This is a genomic window from Colwellia hornerae, from assembly GCF_007954355.1.
GTDB lineage: Bacteria > Pseudomonadota > Gammaproteobacteria > Enterobacterales > Alteromonadaceae > Colwellia_A > Colwellia_A hornerae.
This window is the reverse complement of sequence record NZ_VOLR01000018.1, coordinates 73200-98261: the sequence shown is the minus strand read 5'-3', so window position 1 is coordinate 98261 and position 25062 is coordinate 73200. Positions and strand designations below refer to the sequence as shown.

General features: G+C 36.5%; 23 protein-coding genes and 1 tRNA gene. 8 read left to right on the top strand and 16 right to left on the bottom strand.

Annotation, left to right across the window (positions count from 1 at the left end; genetic code table 11):
- The first annotated feature begins 222 nt into the window (after window positions 1-222).
- Window positions 223-299, top strand: a tRNA-Met gene (locus ESZ26_RS13440).
- A 412-nt stretch (window positions 300-711) separates the two neighbouring features.
- On the opposite strand, the gene ESZ26_RS13435 is transcribed toward ESZ26_RS13440, so the two are convergent.
- The 6 genes from ESZ26_RS13435 to ESZ26_RS13410 all read right to left on the bottom strand — a co-directional run bounded on the left by ESZ26_RS13435 (window position 712) and on the right by ESZ26_RS13410 (window position 8070).
- Window positions 712-1776: a metal-dependent hydrolase gene (locus tag ESZ26_RS13435; protein ID WP_146799987.1), complete on the bottom strand. Its 1065-nt coding sequence runs from the start codon at window positions 1774-1776 to the stop codon at window positions 712-714.
- A gap of 197 nt (window positions 1777-1973) precedes the next feature.
- Complete coding sequence (locus ESZ26_RS13430) at window positions 1974-2801, bottom strand: prohibitin family protein (RefSeq protein ID WP_395881227.1); 828 nt, start codon at window positions 2799-2801, stop codon at window positions 1974-1976.
- Between the two features lie 301 nt (window positions 2802-3102).
- Window positions 3103-5607, bottom strand: a complete 2505-nt coding sequence (locus tag ESZ26_RS13425; RefSeq protein ID WP_146799986.1) for a hypothetical protein — start codon at window positions 5605-5607, stop codon at window positions 3103-3105.
- Window positions 5608-5908: 301 nt separating this feature from the next.
- Window positions 5909-6382, bottom strand: coding sequence for a hypothetical protein (locus ESZ26_RS13420; RefSeq protein ID WP_146799985.1), 474 nt, complete (start codon window positions 6380-6382; stop codon window positions 5909-5911).
- A 32-nt stretch (window positions 6383-6414) separates the two neighbouring features.
- A complete protein-coding gene (locus tag ESZ26_RS13415) occupies window positions 6415-7092 on the bottom strand; it encodes a 2OG-Fe(II) oxygenase (RefSeq protein WP_223271681.1) in 678 nt (225 codons plus the stop codon).
- A 228-nt stretch (window positions 7093-7320) separates the two neighbouring features.
- On the bottom strand, window positions 7321-8070 hold the full coding sequence (locus ESZ26_RS13410; RefSeq protein ID WP_223271680.1) for a substrate-binding periplasmic protein: 750 nt from the start codon (window positions 8068-8070) through the stop codon (window positions 7321-7323).
- 294 nt (window positions 8071-8364) lie between these two features.
- Between ESZ26_RS13410 and ESZ26_RS13405 the strand changes: the two genes are divergently transcribed.
- The gene (locus ESZ26_RS13405; RefSeq protein ID WP_146799984.1) at window positions 8365-9600 is read left to right on the top strand and encodes an HD-GYP domain-containing protein; all 1236 of its coding nucleotides are present in this window, start codon (window positions 8365-8367) and stop codon (window positions 9598-9600) included.
- A 47-nt stretch (window positions 9601-9647) separates the two neighbouring features.
- Here ESZ26_RS13405 and ESZ26_RS13400 read toward each other — a convergent pair whose 3' ends face one another.
- The 3 genes from ESZ26_RS13400 to ESZ26_RS13390 all read right to left on the bottom strand — a co-directional run bounded on the left by ESZ26_RS13400 (window position 9648) and on the right by ESZ26_RS13390 (window position 12985).
- Complete coding sequence (locus ESZ26_RS13400; protein ID WP_146799983.1) at window positions 9648-10193, bottom strand: DUF3750 domain-containing protein; 546 nt, start codon at window positions 10191-10193, stop codon at window positions 9648-9650.
- A gap of 245 nt (window positions 10194-10438) precedes the next feature.
- Window positions 10439-10702, bottom strand: a complete 264-nt coding sequence (locus tag ESZ26_RS13395; protein WP_146799982.1) for a hypothetical protein — start codon at window positions 10700-10702, stop codon at window positions 10439-10441.
- 486 nt (window positions 10703-11188) lie between these two features.
- Window positions 11189-12985 (bottom strand): acyl-CoA dehydrogenase C-terminal domain-containing protein, encoded by a 1797-nt coding sequence (locus ESZ26_RS13390; RefSeq protein WP_146799981.1) that lies wholly within the window; start codon window positions 12983-12985, stop codon window positions 11189-11191.
- A 464-nt stretch (window positions 12986-13449) separates the two neighbouring features.
- Between ESZ26_RS13390 and ESZ26_RS13385 the strand changes: the two genes are divergently transcribed.
- From ESZ26_RS13385 to ESZ26_RS13360, 6 genes are all read left to right on the top strand, one after another.
- A complete protein-coding gene (locus ESZ26_RS13385; RefSeq protein ID WP_146799980.1) occupies window positions 13450-14112 on the top strand; it encodes a nitroreductase in 663 nt (220 codons plus the stop codon).
- A gap of 208 nt (window positions 14113-14320) precedes the next feature.
- Entirely contained in the window at window positions 14321-14518 is a 198-nt protein-coding gene (locus ESZ26_RS13380) for a hypothetical protein (RefSeq protein ID WP_146829389.1), read from the top strand.
- 128 nt (window positions 14519-14646) lie between these two features.
- A complete protein-coding gene (locus ESZ26_RS13375; RefSeq protein ID WP_146799978.1) occupies window positions 14647-15255 on the top strand; it encodes a glutathione S-transferase family protein in 609 nt (202 codons plus the stop codon).
- Between the two features lie 39 nt (window positions 15256-15294).
- Window positions 15295-15987: a crotonase/enoyl-CoA hydratase family protein gene (locus ESZ26_RS13370; RefSeq protein WP_146799977.1), complete on the top strand. Its 693-nt coding sequence runs from the start codon at window positions 15295-15297 to the stop codon at window positions 15985-15987.
- A gap of 79 nt (window positions 15988-16066) precedes the next feature.
- Window positions 16067-16960, top strand: a complete 894-nt coding sequence (locus tag ESZ26_RS13365) for an alpha/beta hydrolase (RefSeq protein WP_146799976.1) — start codon at window positions 16067-16069, stop codon at window positions 16958-16960.
- Window positions 16961-17051: 91 nt separating this feature from the next.
- A complete protein-coding gene (locus tag ESZ26_RS13360) occupies window positions 17052-17837 on the top strand; it encodes an alpha/beta fold hydrolase (protein WP_146799975.1) in 786 nt (261 codons plus the stop codon).
- Between the two features lie 108 nt (window positions 17838-17945).
- Here the strand turns inward: ESZ26_RS13360 and ESZ26_RS13355 are convergent, their stop codons facing one another.
- From ESZ26_RS13355 to ESZ26_RS13325, 7 genes are all read right to left on the bottom strand, one after another.
- Window positions 17946-19118, bottom strand: a complete 1173-nt coding sequence (locus tag ESZ26_RS13355; protein ID WP_146799974.1) for a vWA domain-containing protein — start codon at window positions 19116-19118, stop codon at window positions 17946-17948.
- A 5-nt stretch (window positions 19119-19123) separates the two neighbouring features.
- Window positions 19124-19957, bottom strand: a complete 834-nt coding sequence (locus ESZ26_RS13350; protein ID WP_070376888.1) for an AAA family ATPase — start codon at window positions 19955-19957, stop codon at window positions 19124-19126.
- Between the two features lie 300 nt (window positions 19958-20257).
- On the bottom strand, window positions 20258-20935 hold the full coding sequence (locus tag ESZ26_RS13345; RefSeq protein WP_223271679.1) for a hypothetical protein: 678 nt from the start codon (window positions 20933-20935) through the stop codon (window positions 20258-20260).
- Window positions 20936-21025: 90 nt separating this feature from the next.
- Window positions 21026-22024: an NADP-dependent oxidoreductase gene (locus ESZ26_RS13340; protein WP_146799990.1), complete on the bottom strand. Its 999-nt coding sequence runs from the start codon at window positions 22022-22024 to the stop codon at window positions 21026-21028.
- Window positions 22025-22079: 55 nt separating this feature from the next.
- Window positions 22080-23138, bottom strand: a complete 1059-nt coding sequence (locus tag ESZ26_RS13335; RefSeq protein ID WP_146799973.1) for a patatin-like phospholipase family protein — start codon at window positions 23136-23138, stop codon at window positions 22080-22082.
- A gap of 219 nt (window positions 23139-23357) precedes the next feature.
- Entirely contained in the window at window positions 23358-24482 is a 1125-nt protein-coding gene (locus tag ESZ26_RS13330) for a zinc-binding dehydrogenase (RefSeq protein ID WP_146799972.1), read from the bottom strand.
- A gap of 108 nt (window positions 24483-24590) precedes the next feature.
- On the bottom strand, window positions 24591-25016 hold the full coding sequence (locus ESZ26_RS13325) for a DoxX family protein (RefSeq protein ID WP_146799971.1): 426 nt from the start codon (window positions 25014-25016) through the stop codon (window positions 24591-24593).
- Window positions 25017-25062: the final 46 nt, after the last annotated feature.

The window sequence follows — 25062 nt, the reverse complement described above, 5'->3', positions numbered from 1 at the left end:
GATGGAGCAGTCTGGTAGCTCGTCGGGCTCATAACCCGAAGGTCGTCAGTTCAAATCTGGCTCCCGCAACCAACTTAAGATAAAAGTTTAAAATCAGGTCGTCAGTTCCCTTTCGAAAGATATGGGCTCACGCAACCAACTTACGCTTAAGTATAAAAAGCAAATTCTTAAGTTTGAATTAAAACAACTTGGCTTTCCTAAGAACCTATTAGGACATTCGGACGCGGGATGGAGCAGTCTGGTAGCTCGTCGGGCTCATAACCCGAAGGTCGTCAGTTCAAATCTGGCTCCCGCAACCAACTTAAGCTTAAGTATAAAAAGCAGGTCGTCAGTTCCCTCTCGAAAGATATGGGCTCTCACAACCAACTTAAGATAAAAGTTTAAAATCAGGTCGTTAGTTCCCTTTCGAAAGATATGGGCTCCCGCAACCAACTTAAGATAAAAGTTTAAAATCAGGTCGTCAGTTCCATCTTCAAAAATATATCCTCCAATACAAAATCTATAGTTCATAGTTCAATCAAGTCACTCTATGGATAAATTTTTCACAATAACATAATAATTAAATGCATATAATTCAATATTATTTGCTGTCTGCCCTGTCAAAATTTAATGATATTTTTAATCATTCGCTTAAATTATAAATAATCGTTAATAAGCTATCTCCTGATATAAGTAAGAAGCGAGACATCCACATGATGTGTACTCATCTGATTAAACTTTCTTAGAAAATAAATTTTTACTGTTAACACAAACACCGTTTTCTCTCAGCGGCGACAAAGAAACTGATGGATCCCAAATTCGCTGCAAAACACTACCAAGCATACTAAAGTCTGGCCTAGCACTTACCTTTTCAGCATGACTCTTAACAATACCCATACTCGTTTGCTCGCCAACAATAAAATTAAACACATAACTACACTCCACACCCATGCGTAAATCGGATAAAACAATATACTGCTCTTCTTGTTTTACTGAATAAAAGCCTTTCGTGAACCATTGTAGTCGTTGCACATCCCATTCATTTTTAATAGTACTAAGCAGAGAGTCTGACGATTGATATGCTTCTAGACTTACCTCCGATGCTGAGTCAAACACGGAGACATAGCCCTCGTAATATTGACCATCGGACATAACCAATACCCGCCAAAGTAGTGTTGAAAAAGGCGCAGGTGTACTCAAATAATGATGTGTTTTTATCTGCCGATCATTCAGCGCTGTTGTGACTTTATCGTCTATGTAAAGTTTTGCCACCAAAGACCAACAAATATAAAGTGTGCTTATCGCCAAAGCAAAATGATTGATTTTTAAGACATTTGCCAGTTTAACTCTGGGCAGAAAAATAGCAATAAAGGCAAACAATAGCGGCAAGGTATACATAGGGTCAATGATAAACAAATTAGAGACCGCAAAGGGATATTCAGTAATAGGCCACAATAATTGTGTACCGTAAACAGTGAAGCTGTCCAAAATTCCATGGGTAGATAAACACAAAAATACCAACGCAAACCAGTGCTTCTTATAAATGGCGGTAGCTTGATGACACTTGGTTATTAACCAGACAATTAAAGGGCTAATGAGCAAGTGTACTAATAGCGAGTGGCTAAATCCGCGATGGTAAGTAAAAGCTTCAACATCACCACTGTATGGCAAAAACACATCTAAGTCAGGCAATGTTCCTAAAACGGCACCATAAATAGCCGCCTTACGGCCAACTTTACTACCTAATACCGCATAGCCGACCGCGCCGCCTAAGACGATTTGTGTTAATGAATCCATAATGACCTTACTAATTAAACAATAATTTTTTGTACTACGTCTGAACTATCTATTTTAGATCAATTAAGACCACCAATTTCTGTATTATTAGCTATAAGCTATTTTTACAAAGTTCAGTCAATACTTGAGATAGCCACATGTTTTTATTTATAATAAAAAAGCCGCAATTAAGCGGCTTATATTATGATGGTATCAGGCTACTTTGCTCTCATATCCAATATTGGCATATTACTACTACCTAAAATCGTCGCTGGGAGCTTACCATCCCAATTTTGAGCTTCGGTTAGCTTAACAATTAAAGGGTTGTTACCCAAGGCTTTAGCTTTAGCGGTAATCGCTTCAGCTTCTGCTAAACCTTTAATTCTAATTGATTCAGCTTCTGCTATAGCAACGAGCTTAATGCCGTCTGCTTTTGCTTTTGCTGTATTTACGTCACGTTGCGCTTCTAAATTTTGACGTGCGAGTTTATGTTTCTCTGCATCAGCTAGATTTTTTTCTGTTTGCTTAGTTTCAATAGAAGTTAAGTACTTAGCCGGTAATTGAATATTTTCAATTTGGATGTTATCAACCGTAACAGGAAAGTCTTTCATTTCCTCGATAAAGCTTGCTTCAATCGCTTGAATGGCACTTGCTCTATCTTGTATTAATTTCTCTGCATCGTACTGTGGGATAACATCTTTAGTGGCAGATCTAAAACGAGGATCTAGAATTCTATTTTCAAATTGCTTTAAACCACCGTATTGGCGAAAAAGTTCAAGCGCAGCTGTCTTATCTACCGTCCAGTTAACACTAACAATAACAGTTACAGGCATTTGTTCTTTGGTACTTGATGCCATTTTTTCTTCATTTTTTCGTGTTCTAACTTCTATCTCTTCAACGCTATCAATAAAAGGCACTTTAAAGTGTAAACCAGGGTTGACCTGCTCTTTGGCTTCACTGAATCGTTTAACAATGCCGATATGCCCTTCATTGACGGTGTAAACAGAGCTGAAAAATAGGGTAACAGCAATCGCGACCGTTATTATTGATTTAGTGGGGATATTTAATTTTTCTATATTCACTTTTTACCTCAGGGTCTTTATTAGGTGCCATTATTTAAAGGCACATTCGTTAAATATTACAGCATGATATTCGCTATAGAGTGACCATAACCTTTTAAGTTCCTTAACGTCAAACTTACACCCGAGTCAACCGCCCTTAAAAGTCTAAATAATCGATAAATTAATCATTAGTAAGTTAATTTTATCGGTTAGGTGAACCTTAAAAGTGTTGTATTAATATTTTTTCTGCGGGTTATTTGACAAAAGTTGATAGGTTGGTAGTCATTTAAGTGGCATTAGTAATCATCTTTATAGCAATATCAGTTAAATCGGTGACTTCTCCGATACCTATAGTACTTTCTAATTGAGTTTCAAGATCATCAGCTAAGTCTTTATCTAGACTTTTTAAATAACTGATTTCGTCACGGTAATACATATTTTGCACTTTATCACTTTTTTTCAATTCAACTTTTAGAATGGCCGGTTTACCGTGTTTAGATACTTTCTGGGTGTATTCTTTCAATTGGGCCGATTTTTTCAATACTGATAAATCACGATACCAAAAGGAATACTCTTCTTTATCATTTTTATCTTTAGGTAAAACAAGAATATAAAATGCTCGAGCAGGTAATTCTTTATAAGCAAGTACCGCAATAATTGATAAGCAAGAATCTCTAAACTTTTGATTGCTCAATAGATTAAGAATAATTTCTTCGCTGTTTTCATTTTTATAAACAAGATGCTTAAGTGCAGAGTTACCACTAAAGCTCGCCGCATTAATATATTGTTGATGCTTAGTGGCTTTTAAGTAGAATGGAATAGAGAAATGATTGTGTGCATATATGTTTCTCATTGCTTTTTGCAGACCATAAATACGACTGCCGCGCTTACCACAGGCTTCAAGGTTATCAACGTGTTGATAAATATACTTTCGTATCGCTCTACAGGCTAAATGCTTACTTTCAATAGTATTCATTAATAGTCGAACAGCGCCATGACTGTTATAACCCAAAACAATATATTTTTGTTTGTATAGTGTTCTATCTTGTTCCGAGAAAGGCACCGTTAATTCAATTTCAATTTCTTCACCGGCTTTAAATTTCGTTTCCTTTTGCAGATTAACTAATAAACCTTGTACCGAAACATTTTTAGTTATACCGGGGATATTGGTAACAACATTATTACTGCGTGTAATAGCCATTTTAAAGGATAATACAAAGCGGTCTTCACCTCTTGAGTCATCATTTTCAGCGGTAACAATTTCAGTCTCATCAAGTGAGTCAACCACACTGAGTTGAAAACGTTTAGGTAATAGATTTTTTAGTTCAGTTATTTCTTCATTAACTGGTTGATATATCGTTTCATACAAGCTGGTAATATCTGATATGGTGATCATGTGATCGCAATCATTGATCATATCTAGTGCGGCTTTTGGGATTGCCCTATTTAATACCGCCATCTTAGGGTGAACATGACAAGGTAATGCTGAAGGAACATAAGCATCTTCTGCAGAATTAATAAAAGATGAGGATATTTTAACCATTCGAAAAAGACTATTTTTGAAATAATTATTAAAAACAGTTTTAACGCTTCTATTATTAACAAAATCGTCATACCAAATAAGAGAATAGATAAAGGTATCTTTATATTGGGATTTTAATATAAAAGCGTACTTATCAACTGTATTTTTTTCATTTAAAGCTTTTTGTATATATTCATTACCAAGCAACACTGGTAAATGAAAGTTTTTAACTTCATCACTAAAAAAGTCCCATAATTCGTTATTTCCTGAGGTTTTCATGGCTACTTTTGCATGCCATCTATTACTGCTCTTGTAGCAAAGTAACGGAATATCGTGGGTTTTATTTAGATATAACTGCTCATAACCTTTAGAGGTAACCGAATCAAATAAAGGAGTGATAAATCGTTCTGTAGGACCAATAATCGCCAATTTTTTTTGTCGTAAATAATGAGCAAATAAAACCCGCATTTGCTGATCTGTTAATGGACTTGAAAACTTCAATAGGTATTCAAACTTATTATTTAGCGAAGATTTTTGGCTATCAATAATCACAAATCCGAGTTCAAGTTCTTCAGTGAAGTCTATTTCAGTATGATGGTCATATAGCCACAAGTACACTTTATTCGATTTTACATCTTGTATTTCATCTGAGGTCTGAATAACAACTTTTTGGTTATTCATTTTTTCAATGTTAGCTGTAATGCCAACCTCTTTTTTCCCTTGTGCTGTCATCCCCATAATAGGATTGATAAATACTTTACAGGCAGAGTTAAGTTTTTTTAGTTCGTTAATGATTCGATTTTTATTTACTAAGGGTTTAGGTTCAGTTTTATCTATTTTAAACTCTGAAAATTCGCTTTCACTTTCACTTTCACTTTCATTCTTATATTCGCTAACACCTTTATCTTTATTGGCCGCTCTATGTTGAGCATCTTCATAAACTTCATAGTAAAGCGCTGTTGTATAAAGATTTTGATATTCAACAAGTTTTTCATTGAAAAGCTTTTTACCGGCTATATCAAGATAATGATTAACTTTATTGTGTGTAACGATTTGACAGTCAGCAAAGATCAATCGAAGATCTATTGGTTTAGAGGCTTGTTGGGCAAGTTTTTTGATTTCATTTTTAACAGCAAGGTGCTGACCAGAATTTTCATCAGGTAGAAGTTTTTTAACTAAATATTCTAATCTATCGTTGCTGGCATAAGGAACCAAGCTTAATATTTGTTTTTCAAACCTTTGTAAGTGAGGACTGATGACACTATTCATTAATCGTGGAACCTCATATTTTAAGCTAAACACATCGGAGGGAATATATAACGGTTTACATTACTGGTTTAATCTAAGTGTGTACTGATAGACAAAGACTATTGCGATAAATGTACCCATATTGAATAGTTGTACTATTGAGTATATAGGTATCGGGTCGACTGTCACGATACTTTACTCTTTATTAAAGCGTTTATTTAGCTAAAATTGAATAAACATGAGGAAATGTGCTAGTAATTTATCATAAATAAATTGATAGGTGTTTTGAAAAAGGGCTAGCATTTATTACTGCCCTTCCTCGTTATAGATCGTTAACCCTAATTAAAAAATAAGAAGGCCAAATTTCTCGTACTTGGTATTCCCAATCAGCATCAACTTTGCCATTGGGTAATTGTAAAAACCAATACCTCGCCCATTTATGAACAACTTTCCCGGATTTACTTAATTTTAATGGCGAAAATCGTCGTTGATAACGGTTACCTTCATATTCGACAATAGCGTTATTTTTAGCTCTTTTATGTATGTTATCTAATGCCGTACTGATCAGTTCAACCTTTGATAATGGCAGTACTCCTTGTGCTTTTAAACAAGCTAATATCGCCGCTTTTTTTATACTTACCTGCATATAATCATCAATATAGGGAGTATAAACCATACCCGTTAAACCATAAATAGCAGCACGTTCTCTGTCAGCAAGTGCTTTTATAGGGATAATCAATTGATTTATATCATCTAATTCACTGATAATATGAAGCTTCACAGGTAATTTAGACAATGCCTACGCTCTTAATGTTCATAAGTTTCTCATTAACTTGGCGGATCAATATTATTATCAATACTGTTATTTAAGCGAAACCAACCTGCTATCGAGTATCTGTCTCGCTTAGCAGGTAATACTTCATGAGGAAACTCTTCACTTAAAAAAACGACTATCGTGCCATAACTGGGTAATACTGTTATTTTACTGTTATCAATGACTGTCGAACCACGTGAATTTTTATCATAAATCACTAACTCTCCCCCATCATCAGCAGACCAATGCTGATTAAGGTATACCACTACAGATAACACCCGATTACCTTCACCTTTAAAAGCATCTTTGTGTTTTTTATAAAAATCTCCTTTTGCATAATGAGCAAAATGGCTTTCGAAAGAAAATAATCCCAGAAACAAACGCCTATTAAGATAAGCTTGCAATGACTCTGTCCAGTTTATCCAAGCACAACTAGCTTCGTTGTTACGCGCGATCCAACTAATTTCATCTGTCCGTATAAAATCATTAATCATATGATCTTTGGCACGACCTATCCCCGCACGTTTAAATTTTTCAGTGGGCAGTTCAATAAGATGATTTAATAACAGACGGGTTAAATCTTCTGGCAGAGCATAGGGGCGAATACTGTAGCCCTTTTCGGCAATGTCATTGGATATTGACTCGAACAGTGTTGTGTCACCGCCAGAATAAGTTATTTGAGCTAGGTTCAACTACATCCTATCTTAGGAAGTAAAACTAACATTTTCTTGATAATCTAATAAAGTGAATAATACTCTATATTAGCACTTTGAATATATTAGTGTGAGCTTTCCTTTTAATAAAATGTTTAATAATTTGTCGGAATAAAGTGTAATTAATTAGCAGTTTGGAACGCTATTAACGATTATAATAAAACTGGGTTAGATAAAATAGCAAGACTTATTTAAATAGCTTAAAAATTATAATCCCATGTAATTATCATATATTTTTTGGTACTCTCCACTGGCTTTTATTTTTTTTAATCCTAAATTAAAGTCGTCTCTTATCTTGATATTTCTAAATACCGGTCGATAATCATCAGGGTCAACAATAGTAAAACTATATTCATCAACCTCTGCCGTATCTAGTGCATTCAAAGACTCTATTTGTTTAGCAAAATATTTGAAAATATATCGGTCACTTAATACCACATCATATCGGTCTAAATGCAGTAATTTTACTTGTGTCAATTGATCACTAATACCATAGAATCTGTTTTCATCTGTTACTTTTTTTAACCACTTAGGGTAACGTTTTTCGGCTCCTTGAAAAGAAACAACAAGTAATTTATCCAAATCTTCTGGTCTTTTTATCGAAATATTACGACTTTTCAGAGTAATAAATACATTGTCATAAATTACAGCAGGGTCAGCATAAACACCTCCTTCTAATGATAAATCATCCCCCATATCCCCCATTGCTGCATCCACTAAGTTATTACGAAAGGCGATAGGAATTCGACCTAATGGAAAATAGAGTGGTTTTAAAATATGACCTTTATGGGCTAAAGCAGCAGAAATAATATCTATTTCAATGCCATTATTATACTTTTCGAAAACATAAGGAGGAATTTCTTGGCTAAACGCCATTAAAACGTCTTCGGCAACGGCAACACTAGATAATAATGAAATTAAAATCAGCAGCCTAAATTTAGATAGTGTAATTTTCATAGGGAAATTAATCTCTTAAAAAGCTGTCCTTGAGTATATGTTATATTTTTTAAAATCACATCTACGCTATTTTAATCCGTTCAACAGTTATTACCGATAAGTACAATAACAAGCATTATATTTTTCAAAAGGAAAATAATTAAATTATTATTTTCTTCACCACAAATTAAAACGACCTTAAGGTACTGATAAAAAACTTATCAGCTAATTTATAAGACGCTTTGCAAATAACTGAAATCATTCCTACAGTTAACAGATAGAACTGGCAGTAGAAAATTAATTCAAGGATCGAATGTGAACATTATTAACCAACTTGTTAAAGAAACTTCTAAACAGTTTTCAACTAATATTTTAAATTCAGGAATGGAATACGGGATCAATAAAGATATTACCGACCCACAAGGAAAAAGAGTTTTTTTAAAAGCCGGCACTGAAATTACAGACAAAATACGCGAAAAATTAACTAGCTTACAAAAAGAAGGTATAATCGGCCATGAAGATGTCATTGCTCTTACCGAAGATAAAACCACGGAAGATTTATTAGCGCCGATTCTAGATTTAGCTAAATCAAATCCTGTTTTAAATAACTTTCAACTAACAGCAACGCTAACAACTATTGCTGATTATATAAAAAGCGGATCTATCCCTAAGAAAATCATTGACCACCTCAGTATATTTTCGCATATCAACCCGTCAGCTTACCAAAACACTTTAATCAATTTAGTGTTCGGCACCCACATAGGTAAAGCGAATAACTATTCTCCAACCGAATTATCTGAACTGATCTCTGTGTTATTTTTTGAAAATATAGGTTACGCTCGATTGAACAGTACAATGAAAGATGCCAGGCTAGTTCATCCTATTTTAAGTAAAGAAATTACTAGAATTGCAGGATTAGAGAATAAGTTAGTCCTAGAATCAATAGAGCAGCATGAAGAAAAATTGGATGGCTCTGGTTACCCAAAAAAATTAACCCAAATTCATGAATACGCGCAAATTTCACAAATTGCTAATCAATATTCACAAATCACTCGAAAAAGTAAAAACATCAACACGGCAATTGGAGAACTATATCTATTAGGGGAAGGATTTGACTTTAGGACGAGTCAAAAAACGAGCTCTATTTATTCTTATCATTTACAAAGGCCACTGTTAGCAATAATGCAAGAAAGTATCCAAACAAATACCCACCAGCAAGCCTACGGCAATCATCTATACGACCAATTATCAAAAGTCATTAAATGGGCAAACACCTTGAATGCTAGCAACCCAGAAATGAATTTTATCCAAGCTAAACTTAGAAGCGCATTATGGGTATCAGAGACATCACAGCAGCCATTCCAAATAGACAGAGAAGAGCTTAAAGATAATCAAATTTGTACTATGTTTATTAATGACGCCAGAAAACTAGTGCTACAAATCTCACAATTTGCTAACTATTTCAACCAGGTACTTCATTATCCAATTAAAATTGATAATATATCAACTAATAAAGAATATTTTTTAAAGTTAATCAATCCAATAATTTAGTGAACTACCTAGCAATTAAATAACATAAATTTTCTAATCGATAAGCACTAACGGGTAGCTAGCGCTTTGTTTGCGTAGCCACTGCCAATAGCAGTTAATGGTAGCTCAAGTTCGAGCTCGGGGATTTGCAGACCTATCCAAGCGATAAAAGTATTACTATTAGGACCTGGGAAGATACTATATTCATTTACCCAAGGATAAAGTGCGATCGCTGCCTGAATTTTAGGAATAAGCTTTGCCGCTTTATCACCTTTGATAGAAAGTAATAATACCGGTTTTGAACCATACCAGTATCTATCTGGTGTTAGGGTTTGATATTGCCTTATTGCCGATAAACCTTGTCTTACTTGCCAACCAGTAACCTCATAAACACTATATTCTGTTGCTTTTTCTTCTTTGATTGCAAGCCAAGGATGAACAGCAAACCAACCACGCCAACTAAAAGCATCCGCAGCATAGAATTCTACGATGGCTCTACTATCGTCATTGGGTAATGATGCAATACCCGCAGGCTCTCTGCTCGCGGTCCGCCAGTTGTTATGGGTACAAGCACTCGATAGAAGTACAAGGCAGATAATCGTCCAATATCTCATATACTCTCTAGTTACACAGTTTTAACCCTGGATGATAATCAGCTAGCATTATATTGCTAGAGCATGCTTTGTTAAAGATTTACCAGAGTTCGGGCTCAACGATGATAAATAAAATCATCGATGCTTTTAATTAATGTACCGCTCTGGTTCCGCGCGAAGCCAAATAGCTAGCATAAAGCACAGGATAAGCAGGATAAGCAGGATATTAAAGGTTCTTACCACTTAAGTCCCTTTAAAAGCCTACCCTAGCGGGATTTTTTTTTTGATAGCGTAAAATTTGCATAGAAAGTTGTCACTACTCCCGCCACAAGAGAAAGCATAGCTAGACCAAATAGTGCGTTATCCTGAGATTCAAAGGCTAATAAATATATCCCCAACACAACAAAAAACAAACCAACATAAATAAAAACCTGAGGGTGTGAAATGATCAGACCGGTTGATTCTGTGTTTTTTCCTTTATTAGATTTAGCATGTGATGAAGCTTTTCGTTTGTGTTTATTTGTTGGCATCGCCAATTCCTTAATTTTATAACAATATGTTATCGACACATCTCGTTGGTGCCCTCGTTATAACCGATAATTAATTTATACTAATATTAGATAAAATCAAATGATTATATCTAGCTGGAGATAACTCAATAACGTTAAGCTGATATAAAACAACAAAGATAATTTAAAAGTGATAATAAATATTCAGCGATAAGGTACACAACCAAGTCGACATCAATAACGAAACCTAGCTCATCAACTTATTAGCGCAACCAAGTAGTTAAATCAACTCTCATTAATTACCTAAATAGTTATTTAGCGAGGCATGGTTTGTAAATGGATTATTTACCTTACTGTAAAATAAAAAATGCCTAACATTCAGATTTAAATCTAAATATTAGGCATTAGTTTAATAGTCGTTTAAAATATCTTAACCGTGTAAAGTGGATAGATATCTATCTGTTTACCAATAATTATTTTTTAATTATCAATAAAGCTGATGCTTAATTAAAATGCAAAGTCTTCACTTGCTAGAGCCATCATCGAGTCTACGCCACCTTCGATACAAGCTGCATGACCTTGAGCTCTAGGAAGTATACGATGGAAGTAAAATGCTGCTGTTTTGATTTTAGCTTGATAAAACGCTTCATCTTCGCCGCCGTCTTTTAGCTTACTTTGCGCTACAGAGGCCATTTTCGCCCAGAAGTAGCCTAAAGTAACGTAACCGGCAAACATCAAGTAATCAACTGAAGCACCACCAATTTCATCTGCATTCTTCATGGCTTTTTGACCAATATCACCGGTGATCATTTGCCATTGTTTAGCGTATGAGTTTAAGGTACTAACATACTCACTCATTGCTGGATTGTCGGCATTGTCTTTCGAAAAAATAGCAATGTCAGTCATAAACGGCTTTAAAATTTGACCCTTACTACCTAAAATTTTACGGGCTAATAAATCCAACGCTTGAATACCCGTTGTACCTTCATAAATACAACTAATTTTAGTGTCACGTAGCAGCTGTTCCATACCCCATTCTTTTATAAAACCATGTCCGCCAAAAACTTGTACACCATGACTTGTACACTCAAAACCTAACTCTGTTAAAAATGCTTTTGCAATAGGTGTTAATAAGGCTAATTTGTTTTCTGCATCCGCTTTAACATCGGCATCATCTGATGCGTGAGTTATATCAACTAATTGCGACAAATAACCTATTAGTGCTCTACCGCCCTCAGAAATAGACTTTTGCGTAAGTAGCATACGGCGAACATCAGGATGCACAATAATAGGATCAGCTGGCCCATCTGGATTTTTTACACCACTAATAGAACGCATTTGTAAACGATCTTTTGCATAAGCTAATGAACCTTGAAATGCTGCTTCAGCTGCTGCAGAACCTTCCATTGCTACACCTAAACGGGCAGCATTCATAAAAGTAAACATGCAATGTAGGCCACGATTCTCTTGTCCAATTAAAAACCCTTTAGCGCTATCAAAATTGATAACACAAGTAGCGTTAGCATTTATACCCATTTTATGTTCGATTGAACCACAACTCACAGCATTTCGGTCTGCTTTTGTGCCATCTTCATTGACATTAAACTTAGGAACAATAAACAAAGAAATACCTTTACTACCTTCAGGAGCACCTGGAAGGCGTGCGATAACAATATGAACAATGTTATCTGATAAGTCATGTTCACCGGCTGAAATGAATATCTTTGTACCGGTAATCGCATAGCTACCATCATCGTTTAGTATAGCTTTAGTGCGCAACATACCTAGATCAGTACCACAATGTGATTCAGTTAAACACATTGTGCCTGTCCAGCTACCTTCAACTAGTTTAGGCATATACTGCTGTTTTTGCTCACTGGTGCCATGAGCTTCAATTGTTGCTTGTGCCCCGTGACTTAGACCAGGATACATTGCAAAACTATGATTAGCAGACGACATCATTTCACTAATAGAAGCATTAAGAGAATAAGGTAATCCTTGCCCACCAAACTCTTCACTTTGAGATAATGTTGGCCAGCCGCCCTCAACGTATTGTTGATAAGCATCTTTAAAACCATCTGGCGTGGTTACTACACCGTCTGTCCACGTACAACCTTGCTCATCACCGATTTGATTTAAGGGTGCAATCACTTGTTCGGTGAACTTGGCTGCTTCTGAGATAATAGCGTCGACCATATCTTCACTAGCATCATCGTAACCTAATTTTTTATAGTGTTTGTCGCAGTCTAATAATTCTTGCATTACAAACTTAATATCACGAACTGGGGCTTTATATTCAGGCATTCTATTGACTCCAAAAATTTATTATTAACCGTTGACTTCACTATTCAACATTGCTTTAACCAAGTGGTCATACCACTGATATTATCGATATGGGATAAATTAGTCAAATGAATTTAATTTATCTCTAACTATTCAGTATCCATATAATAAACGTTAATGCGCTTCTGAAATAACCAGTGAAAAATCCCCACTTACTATATGATTTTAGAATAGAGCGTGATAATAATTATTCATTGGTTTTAAAAAGGTAACAGTTTTACCATCAGAAGTGCGCTTAAATATTTTTTAAGCTTATTACAGTGTCTATTTATACCCTCTTGTAACAAGTATAGATCACTTTTTTAAGTGATTTGTATCTGTTGATAATTGATTAAACGTTTCCCAAAATTTAATTGCAACAATGCTAAGTCTCATAAATCACATCCCTTAAGGTGAGACTATTTTAAAATAATAAAGGAGTCTCAATGTCTTTAACCACCCTTTTAGAAGAACGTAATTCAGTGCGTGCTTATTTAGAAACACCTGTCGAACAAGCATTATTAGACGCTATTTTTACACAAGCACAACGGTCACCATCAAACTGCAATGTACAACCTTGGCAAACCTGTGTGGTGTCTGGGGAAAAGAAAGAATCACTGAAAAATGATTTACTCTCTACAGTTATGAGTGGCACACCACCAAATCCAGATTTTAACTGGCTACCTAAATATGAAGGCATCCATAGAGACCGTCAATTTGGTTCAGCCAATGCACTTTACAGTGCTATTGGTGTTACCCGTGAAGATAAACTCGGTCGTCAAAAAGCGATGATCCGCAATTGGAGTTTTTTTAATGCTCCCCACGTGGCATTTTTTACTATGGATAAATATCTCGATATTATGGGTGCGGTTGACTTAGGTATATATGCGCAAACCCTTTCACTAATTATGGCTGAGCACGGTCTATCAAATTGTATGCAAGGTGCATTGGGGCAGTTTCCAGATCCAATCAAAAAATCTTTAAACTTACCAGAACAAAGAGGTATTTTGTTTGGTATGTCATTTGGCTACGCTGATATAAATGCGCCAATAAATAAAACTCGTACTAACCGCGAAGATATGGCCGGTGCGGTTAGCTTTTTTAAGTAACGGCTCACATATAACAATTAATAAGTCGTCATTAGTAATATGTTTTGTTTAAGACAATGTTGGATGTTGGATGTTGGATGTTGGATGTTGGAAAATCATACAAAACTTTTATCCAATAGATAGTAAGGAACACTGATAAAAAACACCTATAGTACTGAATTAGTTACATTTACAAGACAAAAGCGCAGCTATTGGTATATTTTGAATTATGATGGGCATAGGGTTAACGGTTGTTCAAAATGATTTACAAGGTATCGTCAGTTACGCTAAAGGCGTTTCTATTGGCCTAATTAATTGGCTACTTTTATTACTTGTTATTGATTTTAGCTTAATACCTTCTATGTTACTGACGCTTGAATATGTCGAAGGTATTTTGCTTAGGTTGTTGCGTTCAAATATCATTTAACACAACAAAGCCTTACCTAAATATATGGTAAGCTAACTTACATATATAAAAGGTAAGATTTAACCTTAATTACCAAGCGTCACTTACTTTGTAAGTAATAGCAATAAATGGCAAGGAAAAATGTAAACATGATTACCATACACCATCTTAACAAATCACGATCTAAACGCGTTATCTGGTTGTTAGAAGAGCTTAATATGCCTTACAACGTTGTTAAACATCAACGTGACCCCATCACAAATTTAGCGTCTGAAAGTTTAAAATTAATTCATCCGCTAGCGAAAGCGCCTATTATCGTTGATGGCGAGGTTACTTTGTGTGAGTCTGGAGCGGTAATGGAATATATTCTTAACCATGCAACGTCAAGCAATTTAAGGCCCAGCATTGATTGTAATGAATATTATCATTATTTAGAGTGGTTACACTTCGCCGAAGGTTCGTTAAGCTTACCTGTGATAACGACATTACTGATGTCAATGGAAACTCGTGAAGGCACTCAGCCTCTTGACGGTTATATTACTAAAGAAAATCATCTTGATTTTTCATATATCGAAAATACTTTAAGCGTAAGGCGTTATTTTGCTGGTGATTCTTTTAGTGCTGCTGATATTATGATGACAGTGATACTCGAGATTGCAGAAAGTATTGGTTTGTTAGAAAACAAAGGCAAAACTAAAGACTATCTCGTTAACATCAGAAAAAGACCAGCTTATCAAAAAGCGGCTCAATTTGGCTAACAGCCAGTGATATCAATTTTAACAACTATAGGAAAAAACATGGAACTAATAGATTTTGAACTCGATGAAAACATTGCCACGATCACCCTAAAAAATGGCAAGGTTAACGCTATTTCTCATCAAGTAATAACAGAAATAAACAGTGCTTTAGACCAAGCAGAAGCTGCGAAAGCTGCCGTAATTTTAACAAGTCAACCGGGAATATTTTCAGGTGGCTATGATTTAAAAACGATGAAAGAAAGTTCTGATTCAGCCGTATCTTTAGTTACAGCTGGCTCAACGCTTACTCGCCGTATGTTATCTTTTCCCTTTCCTATTGTTGGCGCCTGTACCGGCCATGCAATTGCCAAAGGCGCTTTTTTATTACTCAGTTGTGATTATCGCATCGGCACTATCGGTTCATTTAAAATTGGACTTAATGAAGTAGCCATTGGTATGACCATGCATCAAGCTGGCCTTGAACTCGCCAGAAACCGTGTACCGATTAACTACCTAACGCGCTCAGTAATAAATGCTGAATTATTTGATCCACAAACAGCTGTATTAGCTGGATTTCTAGATACATTAGTTGAATCCGACCAATTAATGGCTACGGCAAAAGCTGCAGCAACGCAACTGTTAACCCTAAATATGGCAGCACACCACGGAACTAAGCTTAGAGAAAGAAAAGAGATACTAACAGCTTTAGATGCGGCGATAGCAATAGATTCAACGATGACCTTGAGCCTATAGCAAATCTACCATGACTCACTAAAGTATGATCTTAGCTATAGATAAGAAGATCGCTCACAGTATATTAGGCCGTTAACTTATGATTCAAAAATTCACCCTGTTTTCTGTTTTATTATTTATCTGTGTTTACTTTAGTGGTGCATGGTATTTTTCTTCAAAAATATTAATACTCCCAATTACTGAGTGTACAAAAGCCCGTTTTGTCTTTTGCGGAGAACCAAGTGAACAAGGCCTCAGTTTTGAAGAAGTAGTTTTTAATACCGCTGATGGGCTAACACTACCGGCTTGGTATATGCCTGCAGATAATGACAGCCATAAAGCAATATTATTAGTACATGGTAGAACAGCAAACCGAACCGAAGGTATGCGCTACGCCAAGGCTATTGTTGCTGCCGGTTATAATGTTTTAGCCATTGACCTGCGTCATCCTCGTCAAGACCCTACTATTATTTCAACGATGAGCTATCACGAGAAGAAAGACGTCATAGCCGCTTTAGATTATTTAATTGATGAGAAAAGTAGTAACTCTATTGGTGTGATGGGATTTTCTATGGGCGCGGCAACTAGCATCATCGTTATGGCACAAGACTCTCGTATAAAAGCAGGTGTCTTTAGTGGTAGCTACGCTAATTCGATGGACGTACTCGCTGAACAGGCAAAACTACTCTACGGTCTTCCTCGTTACCCCTTAATGCCAATGGTAGCTAAATTTTTTGCTTGGCGCGGCAATTTAGAAATTGATGAAATTAATCCCGAGAAATACATCGCAGCCATCTCGCCACGACCTGTTTACATTATGCATGGCACTGCCGATAAAACGGTAGACTTTCAACACGGGCAACGTTTATTTACTGCCGCCAAGGAGCCTAAGCAATTTTGGCAAGCTGAAGGTGGCGAGCACACTAAACTATGGCAACTCAACCCTAAAAAGGCTGAAAGTAGTGTGGTTGATTTCTTTAACCGCTATCTTTAAAAGCGCTTCAGTTTAGTCTTAACCCTTTAACAATAAATTCAAGGGTAATAATCTTTTATATAATTTTTATCATAGGTGTTTATAAACGTATATGTCAAAACCTGTAATCAACTTTGTCCATGCCAATGGTTTTCCAGCAGGAAGTTACCGTACTTTTCTGTCCTTGTTTTCAAACGATTATTCAACCATTGCTTTAGAACAATATGGTCACGATGATTGTTACCCCATCCATAATAATTGGCAATTTTTGGTCAATGAACTGGTTAACTTCATTAAGCAGCAAGACCAAAAGGTTATTTGTGTTGGGCACTCTTTTGGTGGTGTCATTTCTTTTATGGCCGCTTGCCAGCATCCTGAACTTTTTCGTGGCGTAGTGATGTTAGATCCTCCGGTATTTTCTGGGCCATTATCTTGGTTTTTGAAACTCGCTAAAAAAACACCTTTTATCGATAAAATATCTCCAGCTGGTAGAGCCAAAAACAGACAAAAATATTGGCCGCCGGAAACACAATTAGTCAATAATTTTGCTCAGAAGAAACTTTTTCAAAACTTCGATCCGCGATGTTTACAAGATTACGTAGACAGCGCAGTGACGCTAAAGAATAAAAGATGGGAGTTAATGTTTTCACCCGAGGTTGAAGCCGATATATTTAGGCATTTACCCTGCAATTTAACAAAATATAAAAATAAACTATCCGTGCCATCTGCATTGATATATGGTGAAAAAACAGACGTTTTACCGGTGAGTTACTTTAATCGATTTAGTAAGATGAATGACATACCGCTGATTAAATTAGCTAATGGCGGCCATATGTTTCCCCTTGAGCAACCAGAAGCAACGGCGGCAATAATAAATAACATAATAAAAGATTGGTAAGTGATGAGACATAGCTGAAGGGCTATAAACTGGTTGTTAATAGCCCTCATTCATTACAGACAGGTAAAGCTACAACCGTCCTTGATTTTTACTGTACTAGCCAGCTATTTAACTGAGCGCTTTTATCGCTCTCCCTATGCCATCGACTGTTAAAGGGTACATTCTCTCCGCTATTAACTGCCTAATAACTGAGATTGAGTGATGATAATCCCAATGAGTCTCTGGTTGTGGGTTTAACCAAGCGACCTTATTAAAATGACCAAGAATTTTGTTCATATGAAAGGTTCCTGGTTTTTCATTCCAGTGTTCAACACTGCCGCCAGGTGCGGTTATTTCATAAGGTCCCATAGTGGCATCACCAACAAAAATAACTTTATAGTCAGCGCCAAAGGTTCTAATGATTTCTTCTAAATCAATAGTCTCACTGCGGCGGCGGCTATTGTCTTTCCATAACCTTTCATAAACACAATTATGAAAATAGAAAAACTCAAGGTGTTTAAACTCGGTATGTGCCGCTGAAAAAAGTTCTTCACAAGTATGTATGTAATCGTCCATAGAGCCGCCGATATCAAAAAACATCAATACTTTTACCGCATTATGGCGTTCAGGCTCCATATGTACATCGAGCATACCACCATTTTTCGCCGTTGAGCTGATAGTAGTGTTAATATCAAGCTTTTCACTTGCACCGGTACGGGCAAACTTTCTCAGCTTTTTAAGCGCTAATTTTATATTTCTAGTGCCTAATTCTCGGTCTTGGTCAAAGTTTTTAAATTCTCGCTTATCCCACACTTTAACCGCACTATTATTACGATTTTTATCTTGCCCGACCCTAATACCTTCGGGGTTATAACCATAAGCGCCAAAAGGCGATGTACCGCCAGTACCCACCCATTTATTACCGCCAGCGTGGCGTTTCTTTTGTTCTTCAAGGCGTTCTTTTAACGCTTTCATTAGCTCGTCTAAACCACCTAATGCTTTTAACTTATCTTTTTCTTCTTGGCTTAGGTGTTTTTCAAACTCTTTTCTTAGCCAATCTTCAGGTAATATTTTATCAAATATATCAATAGCTTGAATGCCTTCAAAGTATTCAGCGAAAGCACTGTCGAATTTATCATAATGAATTTCATCTTTAACCATAACAATTTTAGCTAGGTGATAAAACTCTTCAACATTAGCAAAAACAACACCCTTTTTTAATAGCGCAATCAAGTCTAATAACTCGCGTAAACTACAAGGAACTTTATGTTTTCTTAGCGTTATAAATAAATCTATAAACACAACAACTACCTATTTCTGCGACTGATAAAGGCGAGTTTTTCAAGTAATGAGACATCCTGTTCATTTTTTAATAGCGCACCAAATAAAGGGATAATACCTGACTGCTTATCGATTAATACCTCTTGAGCAACATCGTCGGCGACCAATAGTTTTAACCAATCTATTAACTCTGATGTAGAAGGCTTTTTCTTAATACCTTGCAAGTCTCTCAGTTCAAAAAAAACTTCTAAGGTATGCGCTAATAAATCTTTTTTCACATCCGGGTGATGAACAGCAATAATTTGTTCCATTTCTACTTTTGTTGGAAACTTGATGTAATGAAAGAAGCAACGACGTAAGAATGCATCGGGTAACTCTTTTTCATTATTTGACGTTATAATAATGATCGGACGTTGTTTTGCTTTAATGACTTGTTGAGTTTCATAAACATAAAACTCCATTTTATCGAGCTCTTGTAATAAATCATTAGGAAACTCTATATCAGCTTTATCTATTTCATCAATCAATAATATTGGACGTTGCTCTTCTTCAAACGCCTGCCAAAGTTTACCTTTAACAATGTAATTAGCGATATCATGCACACGTTCATCGCCTAATTGGCTATCACGTAACCTCGACACAGCATCGTACTCGTATAAACCTTGTTGTGCTTTAGTTGTTGATTTAATATGCCATTGATATAATTTACAATTAAGCGACTTTGCTAATTCTTCAGCTAATTGCGTTTTGCCTGTTCCAGGCTCACCTTTAATCAACAATGGCTTTTCTAGGGTAATTGCCGCGTTTACCGCTAAGCGAAGTTCGTCTGATGCAATATAACTCTCTGTACTGTTAAACATGTTATTACCTATGAAGATGAAGCCATGATAATTGGCATCATTAGAAATTAATTTACGATTTATTTACGCTATAAAAAAGATGTTACTCACTTCTTGGGCGTTTTATATTAATGACGAAAGCATTCAGCTGCTAGTAAAATGAAACCAATACCAGCCTCCTAGACAGCTATGTTATCACTTTACTCATAGTTCGGGCCATAGTGTCACGTTATCGGTAAGTAACAATAGTACCCTGCTAACAATAAACCAACCATCTCGATTAGCGGTTCATGCCAGCTTTCATTGTGCTAACGACTTACGTTAAAATTTTTCTTCAAACCACTGTTTTGTTAGGCCAATACTGACCATACTTTTGAGCTTAAACAGTGCCATCCAATCGCCATCTTGGGGAACAGCATCGCCACAACGAGGATCAGAACGTTGCAGTGCGCCAGTCATTTTGTGATCGATAGGAATAGTTTCACAGCCATGATCTGATTCACAAATAAAATCCCAGGGCTCTCGAGCTGGTGCATGACAAGCAAAACAGTTGCCGCCAAAACGATTAACAACATCGACAAAACCACGCTTACCAATTTTTGACCCTTGTTCATTGACTTCTAGTTCAAAAAACTCCCAGTCACCGGTGGCAGGAAAAGTACCCGATTCACGTTTAACCATAGCTTCTGTTGGCACCAGTTGCACAACAGAGCCCACGGGGTACTTAGCACCCTCTGGTGCATTAGCTGCGGCTAAAGTGCTTGCTATATCTCCTAAAAGATTATCAACATAAAAATGCCTAACCGGTGTCATATCTCTTATACAACTAAAGCTGTCCTCATCGATATTAACCTCAGTTATTGCTACAACAGCATTAGCGACAGCCACATTTTGATCTGTTTTTGGTGTCTTAACGGATGTTTCTGCGCTAACAGACATGGATGTTAAACATGCAAACACTAGGGTGCACATCAGTTTATTAACAAGTTTCTGGGACATATTCATTTCCATTTTAATTAAATAGCGTAAAGTAAATTTAAGTTTTATTGATAAGAAAAATTTATAACCGCGAAGCATTAAGCTAACTCATCAGAGTTTAACGATAAGTTTACCTTTATTTTTACCGGTAAAAAATAAATTCAACCCAGTCATTGCTTCATCAAAGCCATCTAGGATATGAGCACGATACTTAATTTTACCCTGCATTACATAGGGTGTTAACTTTTCTAATAGGGCTGGCACTTCGCCAAAATGATCTGGCATAGTAAAACCCTGTATTGTTAAGCGTTTCTTAATGATAGGGATCCAACTAGGTGCCAAGTCGGGTTCTGCTTTTGGGTAATCAGCAATCATGCCACAGACGACAATTCGACCATGAGCATTCATCCGGGCAATAACATGGTGCTGAATGGCTCCACCGGTATTTTCAAAATAGACATCAATACCCTTTGGCGTTAATTGGGCTAATCTAGTCGCAATATCATCGGTTTTATAATTTATCGCACCATCAAAGCCTAATTCATTTACCACCCAATCAGCTTTTTCATCACTACCTACAACACCAATGACAGTTAGTCCATCGGCTTTAGCAAGTTGCCCCACAATTGAGCCAACCGAACCAGCTGCCCCAGAAACAACAAGTGTTTCCCCTTTTTGAGGCTTACCTATGCTGTATAATCCTTGTGTTGCGGTTAATCCCGGCAAGGCAAAAACTGATAAGATAGCTTCATCTGGTAAAGGTGCTGTTACTTTATTTAACCCCGTACCATCACTTAAATAGTATTCTTGCCAACCCATCATACCCATAACGCGGTCACCTACGTTAAAATCATCATGATTACTTTCAACAATTTCACCGATACCTGAGCTGCGCATAACATCGCCAAGGGCAACCGGTGGAATATAACTTTCTGTATCGGCACTCATCCAACCAAACATTGCCGGGTCTAATGACATATGTGATTGTTTAACCAGAAATTGGTTCTTAGCCACTTCAGGAATATCCTTTTTTACAAGGTCAAACAAATCAGGTCCTATTAGACCACCAGAAGGACGTGCCACTAAATTTATCGCTTTATACGTTGTCATCATTATTATCTCTATGCGTTTATAGTATGTAATTGGTGACTCTTTACTTAAAAGACTATGCCAATAACTGGTTTATACTTTTTATATGGCTTAATTGTTGATTTTTATAAATTTGATCAAATGATTCAGCTAGTTTTTCACTGTCATTCATCACTTGTTGCCAATACCACATTCGCTGTTTACGGTTCATGGCTATAAAGTCGTTTCTATCAGGAATTTTATGATGTGGTAATGAAGCAATAAATTTAGCCGAAGGACAAATCAATACCGTATTTTCGTAGTGTTTTAATCTTACTTTTCTTGGTAAACTTTTATCAAACCAACCAGCCTTAAGTGAAGAGCTAAAATGGGGATAAAGTGTTAATCCTGGATTTTTAATCTCAAAATCAAAATGATAATCAACAATACCACCATCTCGATACATACCTTTGGGACTGTTTTCAATATCGCTGATACCCTGCATCACCAAGGGAATTGAACCTGATGCGAGTAACGCGTTACGAATATTGGCTGTTGAAAAAGGTAGCCGCGATGTTGCTATGTTATCGGGATCGTTAAGCTCAAGGTTACTATGGCTTGACTGAAAAATATAACGCTCATATTGGCTATTTAAGCGTGGGCGACTGATGCGATTATTAACATAGCTTTTTGCCAAGCCAAGTCCCTGAATAAATTTATTTTCGTAAGCAACAAAACCTTTACATTTAGCAACAATGATATGTGCTTTAAAATGACGGTTATCAACAATTTCTTGCTCGCCTGAATCACCAAAAATAGCATCCATCATTTCTAATGCTTTTTGGCTAACCTCTGCAGGCTTGGCTTTAGCCGTGTAGGCAGTTTCATGATAATTTTTTGCGAGACGTTCTATCGCAGCGATGGGATCTTTTTGAGCAAAACAAGCATTTCTAAAGGCTCCCACACTCGAACCAATAAGATTTAACGCTTGTTCTCTATTTTTAAAAAACTCACTAAAGAGGTATTTATCTAAACCATATAAAGTAAACCATTTAGGTCCACCACTCGCCGCTAAAAAAGAGGTAAATAAGTCAGGTGAAAATCCATTTTCTTTAATCGTCTTCATGGCTGAATCGCCAGCATATATTTCTAACATATTATCTTGTTGTTCACTTAATGGGTGACAATAAAAAATTATTATAATCTCTAAGCTATGGTAAAGGTTACAAATAAATTAAACAAATGAATAGTACTTATGGCTCATTATTCACCAAATGAATACGAGTTAGCGATAACAAGAAAATATCACCGAGATTAAGAGAGCAAAAGAAAAATATGGAGACTAAACTAAAAGAGTCCAGTCTCCTAAACGAGCTTAACTATTTTTATTGGGATTAATTAGATATTTTTCGCCGGTTTTTTTAGCGTTGTATTGTAAAACAGTCGCGGGGGTCATCGCTTGTTCAAAACTTAATTCTTCAGTAAACGCACAAGCAAAAGTGGTTTTTATTTCATCAGCCACTTGCTGTTGTAATTTGGCGACTTGTTGTGGTTGCAATTTACTCAAAAACCTCATCAATAACCAACCTCCTATGCCCCATGTCATTCCGTAAGCGCGATTTAAAGTACTTGGAGAGAAGTCTAAACCACCATAAATATACACTTGTTTATTAGTCTCTGAACCATAAGTATTAAAGCCAACGGCATCTTTGCTGCCAGACTGCTCCATTGCGTTCAGGATATCACTGACAATTTCGCCACCCCCTATTGCGTCAAAGGCTAAGGTTGCCCCTGTTTCATCAATCGCTTTATAAAGATCAGTCTTAAAAGTTTTACTCGACGAATCACAAATATATTGAGCACCAATCGCTTTAAGTATCTCGACTTGCTGGTGACTTCTGACAATATTTACCAAAGGAATGCCTTGTGCCAGACATATTTTATTTAGCATTTGCCCTAAACTTGACGCTGCAGCGGTATGCACTAATGCACTATGTCCTTCCATACGCATAGTTTCTACCATGCCCAAAGCCGTTAAAGGATTGACAAAAGAAGAAGCAGCATTCTTAGCGCTAGTGCCCTCATGGTGAACAATACAAGCTTGTGCGGGCACGCAACAATATTGGGCATAGGCGCCTCCGGTTAAGACCGCGACTGTTTTCCCCATTAACGACTGTGCAGCTTCACTGTCACCGGCAGCAATTACGGTACCTGCACCTTCATTACCAATAGGTAACATTTGATCTATGCGCGATTTAATTCGAGGTAAAATGCTGCTATGCACAGGTGCACTAAGCGTTAACTTGTCTGCACTTAATACCGCCTCGGCTAAATTAGCAGGTCCGAACATCGGCCACATATCTGATGGGTTGATGGGCGCGGCTTCAATACGAACAATCACTTCATGGGATTTAGGTGTAGGTACTTCGACCTCTTTTAAAGATAGTTCAAGTGTTCCACTTGCAGAAATATGAGTAAATAATTGTTTTGAGCTTGTCATGATAAGATATTCTCCAGCTGTTTGTTGTCGTTTTATGACTCTGTGTTTATTGTTGCGTTGGGGTTTATAGTTGGGCTTTGAGTTTGCTATTTAGAAGGGTTAATACCATTAACTTATTTTAGCATGAGTCACTTCGCACCCTTCAAGACTAAATTTTCCCGTCCCTAAGCCGGTAATCATTAATAAACCAGCCATAATGCCCATGTTTTTGAAAAAATTTTGTAATTCGTGGCTGCGTGCTAACCCTTCTGCCATTCCCCAAAAATTATGCATAAAAAGACTAATGACCAAGGTTAATCCAGCCAATATAAAAGCGGATTCTTTACTTTTAAAACCAACTATGATGCCCGCGCCGCCAACCAACTGAATGATTATGGTCACCACTAATAGTACTGGCACCATAGGAACATTGTGCTGCTCCATGTAGACACTGGTGCCCTCAAATTTGTTAATTTTACTTATCGCAGGGATAATAAAGTATAAGCCCATAAGTAAACGTCCTACTAAAAGGCAGCTGTTTTCTATTATATTCACAGGTAAGTCCTTATCGTGTTAATGAGTTTTTTAGCTTCCTAGCAGA

What these genes read in the sequence shown, in the direction of transcription:
- ESZ26_RS13435 (WP_146799987.1), bottom strand. Translation starts at nt 1,776, where the DNA reads ATGGATTCATTAACACAAATCGTCTTAGGCGGCGCGGTCGGCTATGCG.
- ESZ26_RS13425 (WP_146799986.1), bottom strand. Translation starts at nt 5,607, where the DNA reads ATGAATAGTGTCATCAGTCCTCACTTACAAAGGTTTGAAAAACAAATA.
- ESZ26_RS13410 (WP_223271680.1), bottom strand. Translation starts at nt 8,070, where the DNA reads ATGAAAATTACACTATCTAAATTTAGGCTGCTGATTTTAATTTCATTA.
- ESZ26_RS13400 (WP_146799983.1), bottom strand. Translation starts at nt 10,193, where the DNA reads ATGAGATATTGGACGATTATCTGCCTTGTACTTCTATCGAGTGCTTGT.
- ESZ26_RS13395 (WP_146799982.1), bottom strand. Translation starts at nt 10,702, where the DNA reads ATGCCAACAAATAAACACAAACGAAAAGCTTCATCACATGCTAAATCT.
- ESZ26_RS13390 (WP_146799981.1), bottom strand. Translation starts at nt 12,985, where the DNA reads ATGCCTGAATATAAAGCCCCAGTTCGTGATATTAAGTTTGTAATGCAA.
- ESZ26_RS13385 (WP_146799980.1), top strand. Translation starts at nt 13,450, where the DNA reads ATGTCTTTAACCACCCTTTTAGAAGAACGTAATTCAGTGCGTGCTTAT.
- ESZ26_RS13380 (WP_146829389.1), top strand. Translation starts at nt 14,321, where the DNA reads ATGATGGGCATAGGGTTAACGGTTGTTCAAAATGATTTACAAGGTATC.
- ESZ26_RS13375 (WP_146799978.1), top strand. Translation starts at nt 14,647, where the DNA reads ATGATTACCATACACCATCTTAACAAATCACGATCTAAACGCGTTATC.
- ESZ26_RS13370 (WP_146799977.1), top strand. Translation starts at nt 15,295, where the DNA reads ATGGAACTAATAGATTTTGAACTCGATGAAAACATTGCCACGATCACC.
- ESZ26_RS13365 (WP_146799976.1), top strand. Translation starts at nt 16,067, where the DNA reads ATGATTCAAAAATTCACCCTGTTTTCTGTTTTATTATTTATCTGTGTT.
- ESZ26_RS13360 (WP_146799975.1), top strand. Translation starts at nt 17,052, where the DNA reads ATGTCAAAACCTGTAATCAACTTTGTCCATGCCAATGGTTTTCCAGCA.
- ESZ26_RS13350 (WP_070376888.1), bottom strand. Translation starts at nt 19,957, where the DNA reads ATGTTTAACAGTACAGAGAGTTATATTGCATCAGACGAACTTCGCTTA.
- ESZ26_RS13345 (WP_223271679.1), bottom strand. Translation starts at nt 20,935, where the DNA reads ATGTCCCAGAAACTTGTTAATAAACTGATGTGCACCCTAGTGTTTGCA.
- ESZ26_RS13340 (WP_146799990.1), bottom strand. Translation starts at nt 22,024, where the DNA reads ATGACAACGTATAAAGCGATAAATTTAGTGGCACGTCCTTCTGGTGGT.
- ESZ26_RS13335 (WP_146799973.1), bottom strand. Translation starts at nt 23,138, where the DNA reads ATGTTAGAAATATATGCTGGCGATTCAGCCATGAAGACGATTAAAGAA.
- ESZ26_RS13330 (WP_146799972.1), bottom strand. Translation starts at nt 24,482, where the DNA reads ATGACAAGCTCAAAACAATTATTTACTCATATTTCTGCAAGTGGAACA.